The organism is Hoeflea sp. (assembly GCF_984452065.1).
This window is the reverse complement of the sequence record NZ_CFHWAF010000019.1, coordinates 24551-43629: the sequence shown is the minus strand read 5'-3', so window position 1 is coordinate 43629 and position 19079 is coordinate 24551. Positions and strand designations below refer to the sequence as shown.

Below are 19079 nucleotides of genomic sequence, written 5' to 3'. Positions count from 1 at the left end.
AAAACCCTGCCGGCAACCGAGGCGGTCTGCAACGCAGATCACCCCAATCCCCGCGTGGCATCCGAGATTGCCGTCGAGGAACTGCCGGCCGTCTCCCTTTCACCGGGTGAGATGGACGATCATTTCGGCTGGTTCGCCCCATTTGCCGGCCAGCAGCGCCTGAACAAGGGCGCAACTGGGCTGGGAGCCGAAAGGCCCGGACCTGATCACGGATCTGAAGAACCTGGAGACCGCGATGTAGTGGCAAGTCTGACCCGGACTTTGTTACATCTTTGCCGGAAACACGGCCGGGTCCGGAGCGCGAACCATGCGCTTTCGTTGCCCGTGAAACCCGCCTTATCCGTCCCGTCCGGGTTCGTTTGGATCGCTGGAGAACAATGCGATCTTGTTGCCTTGAGGATCGCGAAGGTAGCCGACATAAAAATGCGGTCCATACGAGGCACGAAAGCCCGGCCGGCCCTCGTCAAAGCCGCCTGCGGCAAGCGCGGCGGCGTGAAGGTCACGAACCTGCTTTTGATTGCGCGCCTCGAACGCGATCATAGTTCCGTTACCCGCCGAGGCGGGACCTCCATCGAAGGGTGGCTTGACGTAAAGATCAGGCAGAGCGACGGACTGGCCCGGTTGCTGGGGCAGTGCGCAGCTCAGGCCCTCAGGACCCTCCTCGAGTTCGTAACCAAGAGCCGGCAGGAATGCGCAGTAAGACCGTTTCGCGCGAGCGATGTCATCGGCGCCGACGGTGACGTAGGCAATCATGCTGCGTGTTCCTTTCCGGAAGTCTGGTTATTGCAACGAGATAACCGCGCCACAGCAGGCTAACACACTGTCCGCCCGACAAACGACCTTTTGTTGAACGCTCCTCTAAAGCCGATATGGGCGCGGACGCCAGGCACGAGGTACGTGGAAGCCCTGTCTGGACACAATGCAGCGCAGATGCGACGTTCGAGCCATGGCTGAAGTGGAAGAAATTTCGGGTGGGTGCCAATGTGGAGCGGTGCGTTACAGCGTTGCATCGCTCGGACGTTCTTCCGTGTGCCACTGTCGCATGTGTCAGCGGGCTTTTGGAGCCTTCTATGCACCATTGGTTATCGCACACGGATTGAAGTGGACGCGTGGCACAAGACGTTTGTTCGCGAGCTCCAATATCAGTCAAAGAGGGTTTTGCGGCGATTGCGGCACCCCTTTGACACTGGAGAATTTCGATGACGACCAGATCGAGATTGCCACCGGCACTCTTGACGATCCCGAACGCGCACCGCCGACCTTGCAGATAAACCATCGCTACGCCTGCACCTTCGCCGATGATATCGGCAGGTTGCCCGAACCGGACAGCGATACGGTCGCGGAACATGATGCCTGGAATGCGAGGGTGGTCTCCAACCAGAAGCCGTGACACGGGAACAAGCGATCGCACGCGTCAGCTGACATTCGAACTGAACGCGCAAACGTCCGTTTTGCCTGCATTGAGTGCGTTCGTGATGGGGTCTGGATAGGGCCTGGGGTGGTAGACCTGCATGAGATGGCCCCCTTGCCGATCATCATCTGGGGTGAGGGAAGCGACCACGCCCGGACGATTCGGGGGGCGCTTTTTAGCACGCCGGTATCGAAATAGCGGCGGGTCTCGCCGAAAATGCGGAGGCCGGGCTGATGAGGGTGCTTGGCCGGGAGGCCGCAATGCCGCCGCTTCGCAGCTTGAGCGTGTCGCTGGTGCGCGGACCCGAGGCGCAATCAAAGGTGGTCCGCGACGTGGAACGCCTGATCGTCGGGTTTTTTGCGGATGTTGTATAAGATTGTTGACTTTTGCATCCTTCAGACTGCTTGAATATGGTTTTCAAACAGTGTCTTTACCCCCAGAATCGAGCGAGGCACCCCGAAGGGTGCCTCTAAATGGGAAGCCGGGGATCCGTTGTCCGAAACAACTGCCGATCTAGTCCCGACTTTTCATCTGTCAATATAAGGAATAGAGGGCTGCGCGTCAATGCCGATCAATCCGTCTCATGTGCCCAAGTTGACGGTTATCCTTTCCGCCGACCGTCTCGCATCCCTCACCGCGCTGACCGGCTCGCCGGAAACCGCCATCGAGCTGCACCAAGCAACTTTGCAACTTGGCTCCTCCCTTATGAACGTGACGGCGACAATCGAGATCGCCCTACGGAATACGGTCGCGGAGAATTTAAGCCGCCATTTCAGCGTGCCGAACTGGTTGCAGCAGCCACCCGTCGCTTTTCAATGGCGGGAGCCGGAACGCAATAAGATCAAAACGGCGGTTGATAGCGCGAAGCGGGCAGAGTACGCAAAATTGAGCCAAGCCGAGAAAGCGCGGTTGGACGTGCTCGCTTATCCGCATGGCCGCCCTGCCAACACCTCGCACCTACGCCGAGCAAAGGATCGTCGGCGGCACATTGTTGTTACCGAAGGCAAGGTCATCGCCGAGCTGACATTGTATTTTTGGAAGCGACTCTACGGTCCTGAATACGACCAGACCCTTTGGCGCACCACCCTGAAGCGAACCTTTCCCGACAAGAGCTTGTCGCGCGCCGCAGTCGCTACTCAACTTGAACAGCTCTATCAGTCGCGGAACCGACTGGCGCACCACGAACCAGTGCTGCATCGGCGCTTCACCGACACCATGACAGCGATTGAGTTCGTCACACAGCGCCTTGACGCTACTGATCCGAGTGCCGATACGCCGCTTGCCACCCTTCTGGCAGGCGATATCGCTGACGTGTGCGCCAAAGAGGAGGAACTGAGTGCCCGCCTCGATGCATTTCGTATCTGATCATGTTCCTTTGCTTCCGTGTCGATGCTTTTGTTACAGCGAAACAAACCGCATAGCGAGCCGACACTGTCGAGGCGTCAATCACGCAGATCCTTTGAGAAGGTGATCATCGCCAGTCCGCCGTGAGCCGGCACACACCCTAATCGTCCAGCAACGCGACAACCCTTGCAGGCGCGGCCGATGCGCCGACGAGTTTGAGGGGGAAGACGCAGACCTTGAAGCCGTGCGGGGGCAGGGCCGCCAGATTGGTGAGCTGCTCCATGTGCCAATAGGGGCGTTTCTGGCCGACCCGGTGGCCTTCCCAGAAGATGTCGCGCCGGCCCTCCGCCTTGGATCGGGCGATCTGGTAGTGGAACGGCACGTCCCAGCCCCATTGGTCGATGCCGGTGATGGTGACGCCCTTGTCGAGCAGCCAGTCGGTTGCCTTGGCGCTCATGCCGGTTCCGCGCTTCCAGTAGTCCTTCGTTCCGAGAAACTGATCGCGGCCGGTGCGGATGAGCACGATGGTGCCGGGACCGATCGTGCCGCCGGATTTTGCCAGCGCCTCTTCCATATCGGCCGCCGTGATCGGGTCGCCGTCCTGCTTGTGTGTCATGTCGAGCACGAGGCCCGGCCCGATGCACTCGTCGAGCGGGATTTCCTCGATGGTCTGCGCCGGCGCGCCGCCGCTGGTCTCCCCGTAATGCCAGGGCGCATTGATATGGGTGGTGCTGTGAACACTCATCTTGGTGATCGTGTCGTCAGCCCAGCCGACAAAATCGGTCGGCATCAGCTTGAAGGGCAGGCCGAGAGCCCGCACCAGCCAGCGCCCGATGCGATGCGGCTTGTGCTTGATCTTCACCTTCATGAAGGACGGATCGTCCGGATTGTACCGGATCGGTTTTGTCAGATCGACAACGGTCATCGGTCGGTTCCTCGTGCAATGGTATTGGTCAGAATGCCGATCTCCGCGATCTTGAGCGACAGCCGGTCGCCGGGCTTCAGCCAGTGGCCGTTTTCCATGCCGCTGCCGACCGGCGGCGTGCCCGATCCGAAGAGTTCGCCCGGATGCAACGCCTCGCCCTTCGATGCCTGGGCGATGGCGGCGCCCAGGGAATAATGCATGCCGGCGGAGGGGCAGGTCGCATCGCCCGCTGCCCCATGCCCGCGCGTCAGTTCCTCCAGCGAATGAAGGTCGCCAAGTCGGACCCATTGGCCGTCATGAAGCGCTTCGATGCGCGGTCCGTCGTCGGTGCTGACCCGTCTCAGTTTCAAAAGTGCCTCCCTGGTCCCGGCTTTAAAAAATGACCCGCATCAGCGCTGGATGGCTTCTGGATCCGGCCATGGGTCGAAGTCGTTATTGCGGACCTTGCCGCTCATGAAGTCTTCAAAGGAATCGCCGCTGATCCGGTTGCCGGTGACCTGGGTGAGGTTGGAGAATGCGCGCGCGTGGGACGCAAATTCATCCTGCGGCATGGCAAGGTCCGTGCCTTCGCCCGCCGCCAGCCTCAATTCATCCAGCCGGGCGTCGACGGCCGCGGTGACCTGCGGCAGGAAGCGGCCTTTCACATAGCCGTCGACCTGTGTCCAGTCGGCAAGGCCCTTAATGGTCCGCGGCAGAAGGTCCTCCAGATATCCGAAGCGGAGCGCGAGCTTGCGCTGAAGATAGAGATTACGCTGGGCGGTGAGCGCTTCGGCATTGGCCGGGATGTGTTTGGCCATCAGTTCGAAATCCCGCATGGACATCACATCGCTGCCCTCGGCGCTCGGCTCGGCGCCGTTTTCGCTGACCAGGCCGAAATTCGCCGCTTCAGGCTCGTCGACGCCGCCGAAGGAGTGAAACTGCTCCTCGTCCCGCAATATCCCTTCGATCGCCTCGAGTTCGAAGGCGATCTGGCGCAGATAGAGCGCCGCGTTGCGCGTCGCCGTGATCTGGTTGGTGTAGAAGGTCTCGGCGTTGAAGGCCGGCGTCTGAAGCCATTGGTCATGCGTGCCGCCATCGGTCAGGCGGCGGAACTCGGCAAGCCGTGTCTCCATGCACTCGGCCTGCCGTTCCAGCGCGTTGGACGCGTAGGCCTGATAGGGCGCGAAGGCGGATCGCAGCCTTTGAATGTAGTCGGCGGTAATTCCTTCTGACGTTTCCGGCAGGCTCCGGTCGATATCGAGCACTTTCAGCCCGGTATCGAGCGCATCGCCGCAGGGGCCCGCGCCGGTCGGCGCAAGCCCCTCCAGCACGATCGATGTTTCAACCGGTTCGCCGCCGCTGTGAAATTCGAGGACTTGTCCCAGCGCCACGACGCGCGAGCGGATCGCTTTGCCGGCAAACTCCAGCGCCGCGGGCAGGGCGATCTGCTGCGTCCGGCGGCTGGCGCCCCCGAAGAAAAGTCCGGTTCCGACATCCACGGTGCGGCTTGCGAAGCGCGGTCCGCTGAAGACCAGCGGAGCCTCGAACGCGACACGCCGGTTGCGTTCGCGCGCACCGTTGAAGGAAAGGGCCCGTGAGAGCCCGACGGCGCGTGTGCCGGGGCGGAGGCCATGTATCTGAAGAGACCGGGAAAGCGCGATCACTGTGGGCCGCCGTTCCGTCCCCGAAAACCGCAGGCCCTGTATTGGCGCGACCGAACGGGTCTCTACGGCATCGCCCGCAAAGACCAGTGTGTCGGTCAGTACGAGCGCAAGGCTGCGCAGTGGTTTGCCGACAAATATCAGCCTGTCCTCAAAGGTGATCGTCCGGATCCGGTGCGGTTTGCCGGAAAACCACAGGGTTTCCGTCAGATCGATTGTGCGGATGACATGCGGTTTGCCGCGAAAGGCGAGCGGTTGATCCAGCACCACGGTCCGCGCTGCCGCCAGCCTGCCCGAAAAGGACAGGGCCTGCGCCACCGGCACGGTTTGCGTGGACACCGGTTTGCCGCCAAAGGAAAGGCCTGTCGCAATTGCGATCCTGCGAACATGGTCGCTCTCGCCGTAAAAGGCCAGGCTCTCGGCAAACAGGATGTGTCGGCTCATAGGCGGCTCGCCGCGGAAGCTGAGCGCGCCCGGCAAGACAAGAGACCGCTTTGCCGGGCGCGCGCCGGAAAATGCCAGTCGCTCGGAAAGTTCGGTATTACGGGCGCGGTGATCCGGCCCGTGAAATTCCAGCCGTTGCCGAAGATCGACGAGAACCGCCTCCGGCAGGGCGCTCCGGCGATAATTCAGCCCCAGCCAGCCGTGAGCCTGCTGTGGATCGTCATCGGCATTGACAACGGTGATCGTGCCCGGCGCGATCGACGCGGTGAACGCGCCGGACATGAGCCGTGCACTGCCGCTCGGTGAAAACAGCGCGCGCCAGGTTCCGGAGATCGAGGTGCAGTCCTCACCGACCTGACCGAAGAGGAAAAAATGCGGTCCTTCGCCAAGCCGTTCGGTCGCCGGAAGATAGGTATGCTCGGCGGCAAAGGGGTCGCCGGGCTTGACCGCGCCTGTGCCGGCGCCGAACGTCCACTTCGCCTCGACGCCGCCGTCCGAGGTTCGGTAAACGCCCGACATCTCTCCAAGGCCCGCGCAGGCACCGCCATCCGCGACAATGTCGTCCTCGGCGCGAAGCGGGACCGTGATGCATAAGAGCAGCGCCAGCGCCAGGGCGGCGGCCGCCTTGTGAAAGAACGTCATTCCGTTTCGTTGAACTTGTGCCGGATCAGGCCGAGCGCCTCGGTGTCCTTCTCGGTGCAGGCCGCCCGCAGCCACTCCACCTCATGCCGGCAGGCGCTGCGGTCGCGCCCGAAGGCGGTTGTCGGTCCGTAGAGCTGCGAATCGATACGCTCCACGCCGCGATCGGTTTTGACGTTGAACGACATTTCGCAGACGATTTCGGTGGTATCGTCCGGGTCCCAGTAGTCGCGCACCGAAAGCTCCATTTCCACAACACTGTCGAAATCGTCGGTTCCGAGGTCGCCGGAGGACGCGCGCGCCGGTGTCGCCTGATTGCCGCCATACTGGTAATCCGGCGAATAGGCCTCGCAATGGACATAGGTGCCGGTGATGTCCTTGTGCAGATTGTCGAAGCGCACCGGAACCTTGATCACGAAATCGGGCTGCTCGGCAGACGATCCCGCGTCCTGGGCATGCGCGCCCGCACTACTCAAACCCATGACAATCACGGGTACAACCGTCAGGAAACGAAATCGCATTACAGCACTCCTCGGTCCGCGAAACGTTGATCGGCGAGGTGACTGCGGAACATGCCGCACCGGATTTCCGCATCCGGTTTGGTGCCGTGCCGCGCGTGCCCGCCCTTTACTGATTTTCAGTCCGCAAAAACTGTAGCGGCCCGCCAAACGCACTGTCAATTAACGGCGGCGCACGCGGTCCGCCTCGATGTGATGGCAACGCCATGGCGTTGCCGGCCGGACACAGCGTTTCGCTCTGTTCCGCGGACTGCGAATACAGTAAGAAACGCCCATGCCCGAGATTGCCGTCAACCCGGCGAGATTCCTGGAAGACCTGCACCGCCTGCGTTCGTTCGGCGCATGCGGGACGGGCGTTGTCAGGCCCGCCTTCTCGCTGGCCGATATCGAGTCGCGCCGGTGGCTTGCCGGGCGCATGGCCGATGCCGGGCTCAATCCGGTGTTCGACCCGGTGGGCAACCTCTTCGGTCTTCCCGCCGACGATGACGCCTGTCTGCTTCTTGGCTCGCACACCGATTCGCAGCCGCAGGGCGGCTGGCTCGACGGGGCTTTCGGCGTGATCGCCGGCCTTGAGGCGGCGAGGGCGTCGATCGAAGCCGGCGGACCGCCGCTGGCCGTGGTCTCCTTTCAGGACGAGGAAGGCCGCTTCGGCGGGCTGACCGGCAGCCGCGTCTGGTCCGGCGCGCTGGATCTGGCCGAAGCCGACCGGCTGACCGATGTGGAGGGCAACAGTTTCGCCGGCGCAAGGGGTGCGATGGCCGATCTGTGCGCCCGCGACTTTGTCCGCGCCGATCGTTTTCTGGGCTTTATCGAAGCCCATATCGAGCAGGGGCCGGTGCTTGACCGGAGCGATGAGACGGTCGGCGTCGTCGATCACATCGTCGGCATACGCGACCTGCGGTTCTCTTTCACCGGCGAGCAGAACCATGCCGGCACGACACCGATGGCGATGCGCAGGGACGCTTTCCAGGGGCTCGTCGCCTTCGCCGGCAGGATCAACGCGGAACTGGCGAAAATCGTCACACCGGACACCGTCTGGACCATCGGACATGTCGCGCTGCAACCCGGCGCAGCATCCATCGTCCCCGGTGTGGCGGAATTCAGCGTGCAATGGCGCGACGCCGAGGAGGCAAGGCTGGACCGTATGGAGGCCGTCATTCGTCAGGCCGCGGCCAGCGTTGCGGACGATGGCGGCCTGGAGTGCACGCATGCGGGCTATCTCTCGATCCCGCCGACGCCGATCGGCGGTCCTTTGCGCGAGCAACTGGAGGCGACGGCGCAAAGGCTCGCGCCGCAACGCTGGCGCCGCATGCCGTCCGGCGCGCTGCACGATGCCAACAATGTCGCGCGACTGATGCCGGTCGCCATGCTCTTCGTTCCCTCCATCGGCGGCGTCAGCCATGATTTTTCGGAGGACACCAGAGAGGAAGATCTGGTTCTGGGAGCCCGTATTCTGGCGCAGACGGCGGCCATGGCGCGTTAGGCCGCCGGCTTATCTGTCCGCAGGCCCGGCCCGTTGGCCAGTTCTCCAAACGTCTAGTAACCGAGGCTCTCATAAAGTGTGCGGGCGACCGGGTTGGACGTGTCGAGCCAGACACCGTGGCAGCCGAGGGCAACAGCCCGTTCCTCCGCCTCGCGCATCAGCGCGCGGGCAAGTCCGGCGCCGCGAAAACCATCCGCGACCCATAATGTCCTGACGACCGCCCAGCCATAGGATGTCGACACGCTCAGGCCCGCGACAAGGTCAGCGTCCCGCGTCCTCGCGCAAAGCACAAAACCGCTATTGACCGACTGGGGCAATGCGCGCCGCAATGCGTCCAGAAGCCGGGATTCGATGATTGCGGCGTCTTCGTGCGTGCCTTCGCCGATCGTGATGCTGTCGGCCATATCGACACCATAAGCCGCGACGCGGACTACTGCGCCGCGGCCTTCACGTCCCACATACGGATATTGATCGCATCGACACGCGTCCATTCCAGCTTCAGATTGTCGGCCAGCAGGTCCGTGACGAGACCGAGCGCGCTTTTGTCGTCGGCGATGAAGTGGATGCGATAGGGCACTTGAAGCACGCCGTTCATATAGGCGGGCGCGCGCAGCCCGATCAGCGTGACGGCCTGGTTCTCAATCAGGAGTTTTTCCGTTCCGATGGTCATCGCGGCCTGGCTGTCGCCCTCGGCAATGGCCTCGATAACCGCCCCGCCGGGCGGCGGGCTTGTCAGTTGATAGGCCAGCGCGTCGACGATGCCGGTGAGGCGGAACATGTAGGCATAGGTGCCGGTGTTGCCGAACGCGTCGTCGAGGATTGCCTGCAGCACCTGCAGATCGAGGCTCGCCTCGATATCCACGCTGTTGTCGGGAATGAAGGTCGCGACAAGGCCCGACGGCGTGATCTCCTCCGTCAGCGGCCGCGGCACGGGATCCGTCTCGTCCGCGACCCAGAATTCACGATCGATGCCGATCACCATGCCCGAGCCGTTTTCCAGCGCGCCAAGGCCGGTATTGCCATAGGGCGCAAGGTCGCTCCACCGGAAGTCCAGCCGCTGCCCCTTGATGTCGAACATGAACGGCAGTTGCGGCCCGAACAAAAAGAGCGTCGTGCGCGGGCCGACCGCGGAAATGTCGTCATCCTCGGCAAGTGCGTCGGTTGCCGGATGAAGCAAGACATGAAACGATGCCAGGCAGGCAAACGCGGCGGTCAAGAGCATTCGCGGGGCAACGGTGGGCATGGGAACGGTCGGCATGGGCTGGCGGTCTCCGGTGTCGCCGCCATCATGCACGCTGGCGTTGAAACGGGCAAGCAGAAGAGCGCCGATTATCCCCCGCAAAGGCGCGGGCGTCGTGCAGACCACCATTCTGACGGGCCATGTTCAGGGCCCGGTTCTGAAGGCGTCAAACATCTCGCTCTAACTCTTTTCGCTGTCCGCCGCCGGCTCGTGATGCATGATGAGGCGGACGCCGCGCTGCCAGGTGAGGTATTGCCACAGCCAGTGCAGCATGACGAAAAGCCGGTTGCGGAAGCCGATCAGGAAATAGACATGCGCCGTGCCCCACAAAAGCCAGCCGGCGAAGCCCTTCACCTTCAGCCCGAAAATATCGGCAACGGCCCGGTTGCGGCCGATCGTGGCGAGCGCCCCGGCATCCCTGTAGCGGAAGCCGGACGGCGGCTTCTGGCCCTTCGCCAGTCGTGACAGCCGGCGGCCGACATATTGCCCCATCTGCTTGGCGACCGGCGCGATACCGGGCAGGGCGGCCCCGCCGGCTTCGTGCCTGGCGGTATCGCCGATGACATAGATATTGTCGATGCCCTTCGGTCTCAGCGTCGCGTCCACCTCGACATGGCCGCTGCGGTCCACCGGCAGGCCGAGCCAGGCGCCGGCGGGCGATGCCTGCACGCCGGCCGCCCAGATGACGGTTTCGGTGCGGATGTCGCCCTGATCGGTCGCGACATGTCCGGCGGCAATGTCCGTGACCATCGTGTCGGTCCTGACCTCGACGCCGAGATCGCCAAGATCGCGTATGGCCCGCTCCGAGAGGTCCTCGGCAAAGGAGGGCAGGACACGCGGCCCGCCTTCAAGCAGGATGATCCTGTTGTCGGCGCCGTCGATATGGCGGAAATCCCGCATGACGGAGTTGGCGAGTTCGGCAATGGCGCCGGCCAGTTCGACCCCGGTCGGCCCGGCGCCGATGACGACGAAGGTCTGGAACCGCTCGGCCGCCCCGGGATCGTCCGCAACCGCCATCTCGGCCTGCTCGAATGCCAAAAGGATGCGCTCCCTGAGGCCAAGCGCATCGTTCAGCGTCTTCAGGCCCGGCGCGTGGCGGGCCCAGTCATCCTTGCCGAAATAGCTGTGCTGCGCGCCCGTCGCGACGACGAGGGCGTCATAGGGTACGGTGCGTCCGCTATCGGTGACGACGGCACCGGCCTCGACATCGATATTCTCGACCCGATCCATCAGCACTTCGGCATTGCGCTGCCGGCGCAGCACGTTGCGGATCGGCACGGCAATCTCGGCCGGCGTCAGCGCCGCCGTCGCGACCTGGTAAAGCAGCGGCTGAAACAGATGATGGTTCTGCTGGTCGATGAGGGTGACTTTGACGGGTGCTCCGGCAAGTTCCTTCGCTGCCGACAGGCCGCCGAAACCGGCGCCGACGATCACCACGTCCTTGATCGGCATGATATCACCCCTCTGTCGCTGGCACCGTGCGCGCCGCAACGGCGCATCTCCTTTACCATTTGAATGCGGTGCAGCATGGCGTCAAGGGCAGTTGCCGTGGAATGGTTCGCCGGCCGGTGACTTGACCTGTGGCCGCCGCCGTCCTTAATGTAAAAAATGAACTTTACGCGCGGAAAGGCCTTGTAAAATTTCCTGGACGCGCCGAAACCGGGAAGGCTTTGGGCAGCCGATCTCAAGCAAGGGAAGGACAGTCGGGACATGGGCGGCAGCAAGATCAGAAACATGGAAGAGTTTGCCGGTGTCAGCGGCATCTCCCGGCCAACCGTGTCGAAATACTTCAACGATCCGAACAGCGTGCGCCAGTCGACCCGCGAGCGGATCGAGGCGGCGATCGAAAAATACGATTATCGCCCGAATATCTTTGCGATGAACCAGAACAGGCAGTTGACGAAGAATGTCGGTATCGTCGTGCCTTACCTGGCCGACCCCTTCTTCGCAGAGATAGCCCGCAACCTCGAGCGTCGCTGCATCGATGCAGGGTTTTCCCCCATCCTTTTCAGTTCGCACGGTGTCCCGGACTATGAGACCGACATACTTGACGGCCTGCGGTCGCTGAAGCCGGCGGGGGTTCTGCTGGCGCCGCTGGGCAGAAGCTCAAACCGGCTCAAGATAGAAGAGTTTTGCGCTGCTGTTCCGACGGTCCTGTTCGACAGCAACATCCAGGGCATCGGTGAAGCCTTTGTCGGATCGGACAATTTCAGCTTCGTGTCCCAGACGGTGGACTATCTGGTGCGGACCGGCGAACCTCCCTGCTTTTTCGAGATGCGTACCCCGGCAAACCCCAATGCCAACAAGCGCCGCCTGGCTTACCTTGAGATCATGAAAAAGGCCGGCGCCGAGCCTCGGATCGTCAAGGTCGAAGGCAAGGACTGGAGTTTCGAGGAAATCGGCCGCCAGGGCGCCCTCCGGGTGCTGGAGGCGGAAGGTTTCCCGGGCAACACGGTATTGTGCAGCAACGATCGTCTGGCTATCGGACTGCTGTCGGCCTGTTACGAAAAAGGTATCAGGATCGGCAGGCAAGAGGGCTGCGACCTGCGGGTCGCGTCAATGGACGATCATCCCTTTTCGCGCTTTACCTGTCCGTCGCTGACCACCGCCGCGCATGATTACGACGCGGTGGCCAATAAAACCTTCAGCACGTTGATTGAACTGATCGAAGCCGGTGGCCGGTTCAGCAAACGGACGGAAACGCTTTATTCCGCGAGGCTTGTCCTCAGGTCTTCCGCTTGAGCCACACTTTAAAACTATACGCGCGTAAAGTTTTTCCTTGACCGGAGTTGCATTTTTCCCTAGCTTGCATCGATATATCCAATTCAAGGGAGGAAACGGATGTATTCCAAGACATCTTTTGCGACTGCCGCCGCGCTGCTGATGACGGGCACTGCGCTTGCCGAAACGCTGACCATTGCCACTGTCAACAACGGCGACATGATCCGCATGCAGGGTCTGACCGATGATTTCACGCAGAAAACCGGCCACGAAGTCGAGTGGGTCACACTTGAAGAGAACGTACTGCGCCAGCGCGTCACCACAGACATCACAACGAAGGGCGGTGCCTTCGACATCATGACGATCGGCATGTACGAGACGCCGATCTGGGGCAAGAACGGCTGGCTCGTTCCGCTGGACAATTTGAGCGCCGAGTACAATGTCGATGACCTGCTTCCCGCGATGCGCGCCGGTCTCAGCCATGACGGAACGCTCTATGCCGCGCCGTTTTACGGCGAAAGCTCGATGATCATGTACCGCACCGACCTGATGGAAAAAGCCGGCCTGGAAATGCCGGACGCGCCGACCTGGCAGTTTATCCGCGAGGCCGCGAAAGCCATGACGGATCGCGACAATGACATCAACGGGATCTGCCTGCGCGGCAAGGCAGGCTGGGGTGAAGGCGGTGCTCTCATCACGGTCACCGCCAACTCTTTCGGCGCGCGCTGGTTCGACGAGGACTGGAACGCACAGTTCGATCAGCCGGAATGGGCAAACGCCCTCAATTTCTTTGTCGACATGATGAACGAGTCCGGTCCCGCCGGCTATGCGACCAACGGCTTCAACGAGAACCTGTCGCTGTTTCAGCAGGGCAGGTGCGGCATGTGGATCGACGCCACCGTCGCTGCGTCCTTCGTGACCAACCCGGACGACTCCACCGTGGCCGACAAGGTCGGCTTCGCGCTGGCGCCGAACAGCGAAGGCGTCGACAAGAAGTCGAACTGGCTCTGGGCCTGGGCGCTGGCGATCCCTGCGGGCACCCAGAAAGCCGAGGCCGCCAAGGAGTTCATCGAATGGGCAACCTCGAACGACTACATCGAACTGGTTGCCGGCAAAGAAGGCTGGGCCAACGTGCCTCCGGGCGCACGCACGTCGCTGTATGAGAATGCGAACTACAAGGACATCCCGTTTGCCAGGATGACCCTTGAATCCATTCTGGCCGCCGATCCGAACAATCCGACGGTCAAGCCGGTTCCCTACGTCGGCATCCAGTTTGTCGCCATTCCTGAGTTTGCCGGAATTGCGACGGAAGTCAGCCAGGAGTTCTCCGCAGCCTATGCGGGTCAGCAATCCGTGGAAGAAGCGCTGGAAAAGGCGCAGGCGCTGACCAATGACGCGATGGAAGCGGCAGGCTACCGCTAACGCCTCCTCCTCCTGAGGCAAGTCCGGAGGGTGGCGCCTGCGCCGCCGCCCTCCGGCACACCGGAACTGACCGCGCTTCAGCTCAATAAAGCTGCGAAACCCTTTACCGATCGTCTGAACTGGCGCCACAGTGCGTCAACACAGGAGGTTTGTCATGGCGACCCAACATTCCCGTTCAGCAGCCCGCTTCATGATGGCACCGGCAGTAATCCTGCTTCTGGGCTGGATGTTGGTGCCCCTGACGATGACGCTGTTCTTTTCATTCAAGAAGTATCTCCCGCTTCGGGGCGACTCCATGGCCAACGGGCTGGAATGGGTGGGGTTTGCAAATTACGTCCGCTTCGTCGGCTCCAGTTCCTTCTGGCCCAGCATCCAGGCGACGCTGATCATCGTCGGCGGCGTGCTGGTCGTCACTGTGGTCCTCGGCGTCCTGCTGGCCATGTTGCTGGATCAGCCGATGTGGGGCCAGGGCATCGTCCGCATTCTCGTGATCGCACCGTTCTTTGTCATGCCCACGGTGTCGGCCCTGGTGTGGAAGAACATGTTCATGGATCCCAACAACGGTCTGCTGTCATATGTCTGGACGGCATTCGGCGCCACGCCCGTGGAATGGCTGAGTCAGGCGGCTCTTCCGTCGCTGATCATGATCGTCAGCTGGCAATGGCTGCCATTTGCGACGCTGATCCTGCTGACCGCGATCCAGTCGCTCGACCGCGAGCAGCTTGAAGCGGCCGAAATGGACGGCGCGCCGCCGCTGAAGCGCTTCAGGTTCATCATTCTGCCGCACCTGAGCCGCGCGATCACCATCGTCATCCTGATCCAGACAATTTTTCTGTTGTCGATCTTCGCTGAGATCTTCGTCACGACGGGCGGCGCGTTTGGCACCAAGACGTTGACCTACCTGATCTTCCAGCGGGTGCTGGAGAGCCAGAATGTCGGCCTGGGTTCGGCCGGTGGCATTTACGCCATCATACTCGCCAACATCGTTGCGCTCTTCCTGATGCGCATCGTCGGCAAGAACCTGGACGCATAAGGAGATAGATCATGGCCCGAGCTGTCACCACCAATCGTAAGGCGTTCAACACCGCGCTGGCCTGGCTGGTCGGCCTGCTGATCTTCTTTCCCATCCTGTGGACGGTCCTGACCAGCTTCAAGACGGAAGCCCAGGCAATCAGCGATCCGCCGGTCTTCCTGTTTTTTGACTGGACGCTCGAGAACTACGCCGTCGTGCAGGAACGCTCCGACTATCTCCGCTTCCTGTGGAACTCGGTCATTATCGCCGGCGGTTCGACGCTGCTGGGCATCGTCATCGCGGTGCCGGCGGCGTGGTCGATGGCCTTTGTGCCGTCGAAGCGGACCAAGGACATTCTGCTGTGGATGCTTTCAACGAAGATGCTGCCGGCCGTGGGTGTTCTTTATCCGATTTATCTGCTGTTCATCCAGTTGGGACTGCTTGATACCCGCGTCGGCCTGACACTCGTGTTGATGCTCATCAACCTGCCGATTATCGTCTGGATGCTCTACACCTACTTTCGGGAAATCCCCGGTGAAATCCTCGAGGCGGCCCGCATGGACGGGGCGAGCCTGAAGGAGGAGATTCTCTATATCCTGACGCCGATGGCGGTGCCCGGCATCGCGTCGACGATTCTCCTCAACATCATTCTGGCCTGGAACGAGGCGTTCTGGACGCTCAACCTGACGGCCGCCAACGCCGCGCCGCTGACCGCATTCATTGCCAGCTATTCCAGCCCCGAGGGCCTGTTCTACGCCAAGCTGTCGGCAGCCTCGACCATGGCCATCGCACCGATCCTGATCCTCGGCTGGTTCAGCCAGAAACAGCTCGTGCGCGGTCTCACCTTCGGCGCGGTCAAATAAGGAGCCACATCATGGGACAGATCAAACTTGAAAAGGTCACCAAGAGGTTCGGTGATGTCGAGGTGATCCCGCCGCTGGACCTGACGATTGAGGACGGCGAGTTCACCGTCTTCGTCGGCCCGTCGGGGTGCGGCAAGTCCACGCTATTGCGTCTGATTGCCGGGCTTGAGGACGTCACCTCCGGCACCATCAGGATCGATGGCACCGACGCCACGCAAATCCCGCCCGCCAAGCGCGGTCTGGCGATGGTGTTCCAGTCCTATGCGCTTTATCCGCATATGAGCGTGCGCAAGAACATCGCCTTCCCGATGCGCATGGCCAGGATCGACCAGGCCGAGCAGGACCGCCGCATCGAACAGGCCGCCGCAGCACTCAACCTGACCGACTATCTCGACCGTCGGCCCGGCCAACTGTCGGGCGGGCAGCGCCAGCGTGTCGCCATCGGCCGCGCCATCGTGCGCGAGCCGGCGGCCTTCCTGTTCGACGAGCCTTTGTCCAATCTGGATGCCGCGCTTCGCGTCGGGATGCGTCTGGAAATCAGCGAACTGCACAATCGTCTCGAAACCACGATGATCTATGTGACCCACGACCAGGTCGAGGCCATGACCATGGCCGACAAGATCGTCGTCCTGCGCGCCGGCCATATCGAGCAGGTCGGCTCGCCGCTGGAGCTTTACCGCAAACCGGCCAATCTCTTCGTTGCCGGCTTCATCGGTTCGCCGAAGATGAACCTCATCGATGGGCCGGAGGCGGCGAAACACGATGCGCGCACCATCGGTGTGCGGCCCGAACACATCGATGTCGCGCACGGGGAGGGCACCTGGCAGGGAACGATCGGCGTTGCCGAACATCTCGGATCCGACACCTTCTTTCATATCCATGAAACCGGCCTTGCCGAAACGGTGACCGTTCGCGCCCCCGGTGAAGTCAGCTTCAAGCACGGCGATCGTATTCACCTGACGCCGCGCCCCGACCAGATCCAGAAATTCGACTCCGAGGGTTTGCGCATCGGATGAAACGGCTCGACGGTAAAACGGCGCTGATCACCGGCGCGGCCCGGGGTATCGGGCTGGCGTTCGCAAAGGCCTATGCCGGCGAGGGTGCGCGTGTCGCCATCGCCGATATCGATATCGAGAGGGCGCGCCGCGAGGCCGCCGATATCGGTGATGCGGCCATCGCCGTGCATATGGACGTCACGCGCCAGGACAGTATCGAGGATGCGGTGGAAGAGACGATCGGCGGGCTTGGCGGGATCGATATTCTCGTCAACAACGCCGCCGTCTTTGCCGCCGCGCCGATCGCCGAGATCGAACGGGACGATTATCAGCGGCTTTTCGACATCAATGTCGGCGGTACGCTGTTCACCATGCAGGCCGTGGCCAGGCACATGATCGCCCGCGGTGGGGGCAAGATCATCAATATGGCGAGCCAGGCGGGCCGCCGCGGCGAGGCGCTTGTCGCCGTCTATTGCGCCACAAAGGCGGCAATCATCAGCCTGACGCAATCTGCGGGGCTCGATCTCATCCGGCACGGGATCAATGTGAATGCCATCGCCCCGGGTGTCGTCGACGGCGAGCATTGGGACGGTGTGGACGCCTTTTTTGCCAAATACGAGAACAAGCGCCCGGGACAGAAGAAGAAGGAGGTGGGCGAGGCGGTGCCCTACGGCCGCATGGGCAGGCCGGAGGACCTGACGGGCATGGCCGTATTCCTGGCCAGCGAGGAGGCCGACTATGTTGTCGCCCAGACCTACAATGTCGATGGTGGACAATGGATGAGCTGACGCCGCTTTCGGACGCGACGCTGTCGAGCCTGCCGGAAAAGGTAAGAGTGCCGCGTTATGACCGGTCCGCGCTGAGGCCGGGTATCGTGCATATCGGGCTTGGAAACTTTCACCGCGCACATCAGGCCTGGTATCTCCATCGGCTCTTCGATCTGGGGCTGTCTCAGGACTGGTCGATCATCGGCGCCGGCGTTCGCCCGCGCGACGCGCTGCAGCGCGAGAAGCTTCTTGCCCAGGACTGCCTGACGACCTTGATCGAACTGGACCCGTCAGGCCTGTCCGCCGAGGTGATCGGCTCGGTGACCGACTACATCCCGGTTGAAGAGGGCAACCGGGCGCTCATCGAGCAAATGGCGGATCCGGCGATCCGTATCGTGACGCTGACCGTTACGGAGGGCGGGTACTATCTGGACCCGGCAAGCGGCAGCTTCGATGCAGGGCATCCCGATATGGTGCATGATGCGGCCAATCCTCAGGCCCCGCGCACCGCATTTGGTGCAATGGTCGCGGCTCTGGGTATACGCCGCCGGCGCGGTCTCGCACCGTTCACCGGGCAGAGCTGCGACAATCTTCAGGCCAATGGCGTCATCCTGCGCCAGACGGTCGTCTCGCTTGCAAGGCTGAGCGATCCGGAGCTTGCTGACTGGATCGACGCGCATGGCAGTTTTCCCAATTCCATGGTGGATTGCATCGTCCCGACGACGGGCGAGAAGGAGCTCGATCTGGTGCGCGGCCTCGGCATTGACGATCATGTTCCGGTGACCCATGAGAAATACCGTCAATGGGTCATTGAAGACGATTTCTGCGCCGGGCGCCCGGATTGGGACCGGGTAGGGGCGATTATCACGAACAATGTCCATGACTATGAGGCCATGAAGATCCGGACCCTCAATGCAGGGCACCAGATCGTGGCGAACCCCGGCGAAGTCCTTTCGCTCGATACCATCGCCGACTGTATGGCGCATCCGCTTGTCAACGGACTGTTCCGCAAGGTTCAGAGCGAAGAGATCGCGCCGCATGTCAAGCCGGTGCCCGGCATGACGCCGGGCGACTATATCGACCTCATCGACCGCCGCTTCTCCAATCCTGCAATCGTCGATACCACGCGCCGCGTTGCCTTTGACGGCTCGTCACGGCACACCGGTTTTGTGTTGCCGATCCTGCGCGACGGCCTCGCCGCCGGCACCCCTGTCGAAGGCCTTGCCCTGGTTGAGGCGCTGTGGGCGCGCATGTGCGAGGGCACCCGTGAGGACGGGTCGGTCATCGAGCCGAACGACCCGTTCTGGAGTGAATTGCAGGCCGCTGCCGCCACTGCGCGCCAGCGCCCGGCGGCTTGGCTCGAACAAAGCCAGTTTTACGGTGATCTGATCGACGCGGAGCAATTTGTCCGGTCGTTCGAGCGATGGCTCTCCATGATCTGGTATGGCGGAAGCGCCAACGCCATCCGCATATATATTGAAGGCTGACCATCCAGCCGTCCAAGGCGATTTGCAAGCTTCTGAAAACCATAAAACTGCAGGATTTGGCGGCGCGGCCGGGGCTGTCAGGCCTTCTGTGAGCAAATCGCCGCAACTGCTTGATTTTGCCTTATCCCGACCATATTTGCGGCGTCTAAGCCCAACTTTCATCGGATC

At 62.0% G+C, this 19079-nt stretch carries 18 protein-coding genes; 10 read left to right on the top strand and 8 right to left on the bottom strand.

Annotated elements, in window-relative coordinates; all coding sequences use genetic code 11:
* Positions 1 to 336 precede the first annotated feature (336 nt).
* Positions 337 to 753, bottom strand: a complete 417-nt coding sequence (locus tag AC5E6N_RS05860; RefSeq protein WP_491746939.1) for a VOC family protein — start codon at positions 751 to 753, stop codon at positions 337 to 339.
* Positions 754 to 919: 166 nt separating this feature from the next.
* On the opposite strand from AC5E6N_RS05860, the gene AC5E6N_RS05855 reads away from it, so the two are divergent.
* Positions 920 to 1390: a GFA family protein gene (locus AC5E6N_RS05855; protein WP_491746938.1), complete on the top strand. Its 471-nt coding sequence runs from the start codon at positions 920 to 922 to the stop codon at positions 1388 to 1390.
* A gap of 585 nt (positions 1391 to 1975) precedes the next feature.
* A complete protein-coding gene (locus tag AC5E6N_RS05850) occupies positions 1976 to 2776 on the top strand; it encodes a hypothetical protein (RefSeq protein WP_491746937.1) in 801 nt (266 codons plus the stop codon).
* A 139-nt stretch (positions 2777 to 2915) separates the two neighbouring features.
* On the opposite strand, the gene AC5E6N_RS05845 is transcribed toward AC5E6N_RS05850, so the two are convergent.
* Genes AC5E6N_RS05845 through AC5E6N_RS05830 form a run of 4 tightly spaced genes read right to left on the bottom strand, consistent with a single transcriptional unit; the run spans position 2916 to position 6924 of the window.
* Positions 2916 to 3680, bottom strand: coding sequence for a cyclase family protein (locus AC5E6N_RS05845; RefSeq protein WP_491746936.1), 765 nt, complete (start codon positions 3678 to 3680; stop codon positions 2916 to 2918).
* Positions 3677 to 4030, bottom strand: a complete 354-nt coding sequence (locus tag AC5E6N_RS05840; RefSeq protein ID WP_491746935.1) for a fumarylacetoacetate hydrolase family protein — start codon at positions 4028 to 4030, stop codon at positions 3677 to 3679. Before AC5E6N_RS05840 ends, AC5E6N_RS05845 begins: the two co-directional genes overlap by 4 nt.
* Positions 4031 to 4069: 39 nt before the next feature.
* Entirely contained in the window at positions 4070 to 6406 is a 2337-nt protein-coding gene (locus AC5E6N_RS05835; RefSeq protein WP_491746934.1) for a hypothetical protein, read from the bottom strand.
* Positions 6403 to 6924 carry a hypothetical protein gene (locus AC5E6N_RS05830; protein ID WP_491746933.1) on the bottom strand — a complete coding sequence of 174 codons (522 nt, stop codon included), beginning with the start codon at positions 6922 to 6924 and terminating at the stop codon, positions 6403 to 6405. Before AC5E6N_RS05830 ends, AC5E6N_RS05835 begins: the two co-directional genes overlap by 4 nt.
* 271 nt (positions 6925 to 7195) lie before the next feature.
* On the opposite strand from AC5E6N_RS05830, the gene AC5E6N_RS05825 reads away from it, so the two are divergent.
* Entirely contained in the window at positions 7196 to 8404 is a 1209-nt protein-coding gene (locus AC5E6N_RS05825; protein WP_491746932.1) for a hydantoinase/carbamoylase family amidase, read from the top strand.
* A 53-nt stretch (positions 8405 to 8457) separates the two neighbouring features.
* On the opposite strand, the gene AC5E6N_RS05820 is transcribed toward AC5E6N_RS05825, so the two are convergent.
* From AC5E6N_RS05820 to AC5E6N_RS05810, 3 genes are read right to left on the bottom strand one after another with little or no spacing between them, the layout of a single operon-like run.
* Entirely contained in the window at positions 8458 to 8808 is a 351-nt protein-coding gene (locus tag AC5E6N_RS05820; RefSeq protein ID WP_491746931.1) for a GNAT family N-acetyltransferase, read from the bottom strand.
* A 26-nt stretch (positions 8809 to 8834) separates the two neighbouring features.
* Positions 8835 to 9773 carry an acetolactate decarboxylase gene (locus AC5E6N_RS05815; protein WP_491746930.1) on the bottom strand — a complete coding sequence of 313 codons (939 nt, stop codon included), beginning with the start codon at positions 9771 to 9773 and terminating at the stop codon, positions 8835 to 8837.
* Positions 9774 to 9824: 51 nt separating this feature from the next.
* The gene (locus AC5E6N_RS05810) at positions 9825 to 11096 is read right to left on the bottom strand and encodes an NAD(P)/FAD-dependent oxidoreductase (RefSeq protein WP_491746929.1); all 1272 of its coding nucleotides are present in this window, start codon (positions 11094 to 11096) and stop codon (positions 9825 to 9827) included.
* Positions 11097 to 11354: 258 nt separating this feature from the next.
* Between AC5E6N_RS05810 and AC5E6N_RS05805 the strand changes: the two genes are divergently transcribed.
* The 7 genes from AC5E6N_RS05805 (at position 11355) to AC5E6N_RS05775 (ending at position 18911) form a co-directional block, all read left to right on the top strand.
* The gene (locus AC5E6N_RS05805; protein WP_491746928.1) at positions 11355 to 12386 is read left to right on the top strand and encodes a LacI family DNA-binding transcriptional regulator; all 1032 of its coding nucleotides are present in this window, start codon (positions 11355 to 11357) and stop codon (positions 12384 to 12386) included.
* Between the two features lie 99 nt (positions 12387 to 12485).
* Positions 12486 to 13787: an ABC transporter substrate-binding protein gene (locus AC5E6N_RS05800; protein WP_491746927.1), complete on the top strand. Its 1302-nt coding sequence runs from the start codon at positions 12486 to 12488 to the stop codon at positions 13785 to 13787.
* Between the two features lie 154 nt (positions 13788 to 13941).
* Positions 13942 to 14820 carry a carbohydrate ABC transporter permease gene (locus AC5E6N_RS05795; RefSeq protein WP_491746926.1) on the top strand — a complete coding sequence of 293 codons (879 nt, stop codon included), beginning with the start codon at positions 13942 to 13944 and terminating at the stop codon, positions 14818 to 14820.
* Between the two features lie 11 nt (positions 14821 to 14831).
* Positions 14832 to 15662: a carbohydrate ABC transporter permease gene (locus AC5E6N_RS05790; protein ID WP_491687893.1), complete on the top strand. Its 831-nt coding sequence runs from the start codon at positions 14832 to 14834 to the stop codon at positions 15660 to 15662.
* Positions 15663 to 15673: 11 nt separating this feature from the next.
* Entirely contained in the window at positions 15674 to 16678 is a 1005-nt protein-coding gene (locus AC5E6N_RS05785; protein WP_491746925.1) for an ABC transporter ATP-binding protein, read from the top strand.
* Complete coding sequence (locus tag AC5E6N_RS05780; RefSeq protein ID WP_491746924.1) at positions 16675 to 17445, top strand: L-iditol 2-dehydrogenase; 771 nt, start codon at positions 16675 to 16677, stop codon at positions 17443 to 17445. The genes AC5E6N_RS05785 and AC5E6N_RS05780 overlap by 4 nt, the downstream gene beginning before the upstream one ends.
* Complete coding sequence (locus AC5E6N_RS05775) at positions 17433 to 18911, top strand: mannitol dehydrogenase family protein (protein ID WP_491746923.1); 1479 nt, start codon at positions 17433 to 17435, stop codon at positions 18909 to 18911. The genes AC5E6N_RS05780 and AC5E6N_RS05775 overlap by 13 nt, the downstream gene beginning before the upstream one ends.
* The last annotated feature ends 168 nt before the right edge of the window (positions 18912 to 19079 follow it).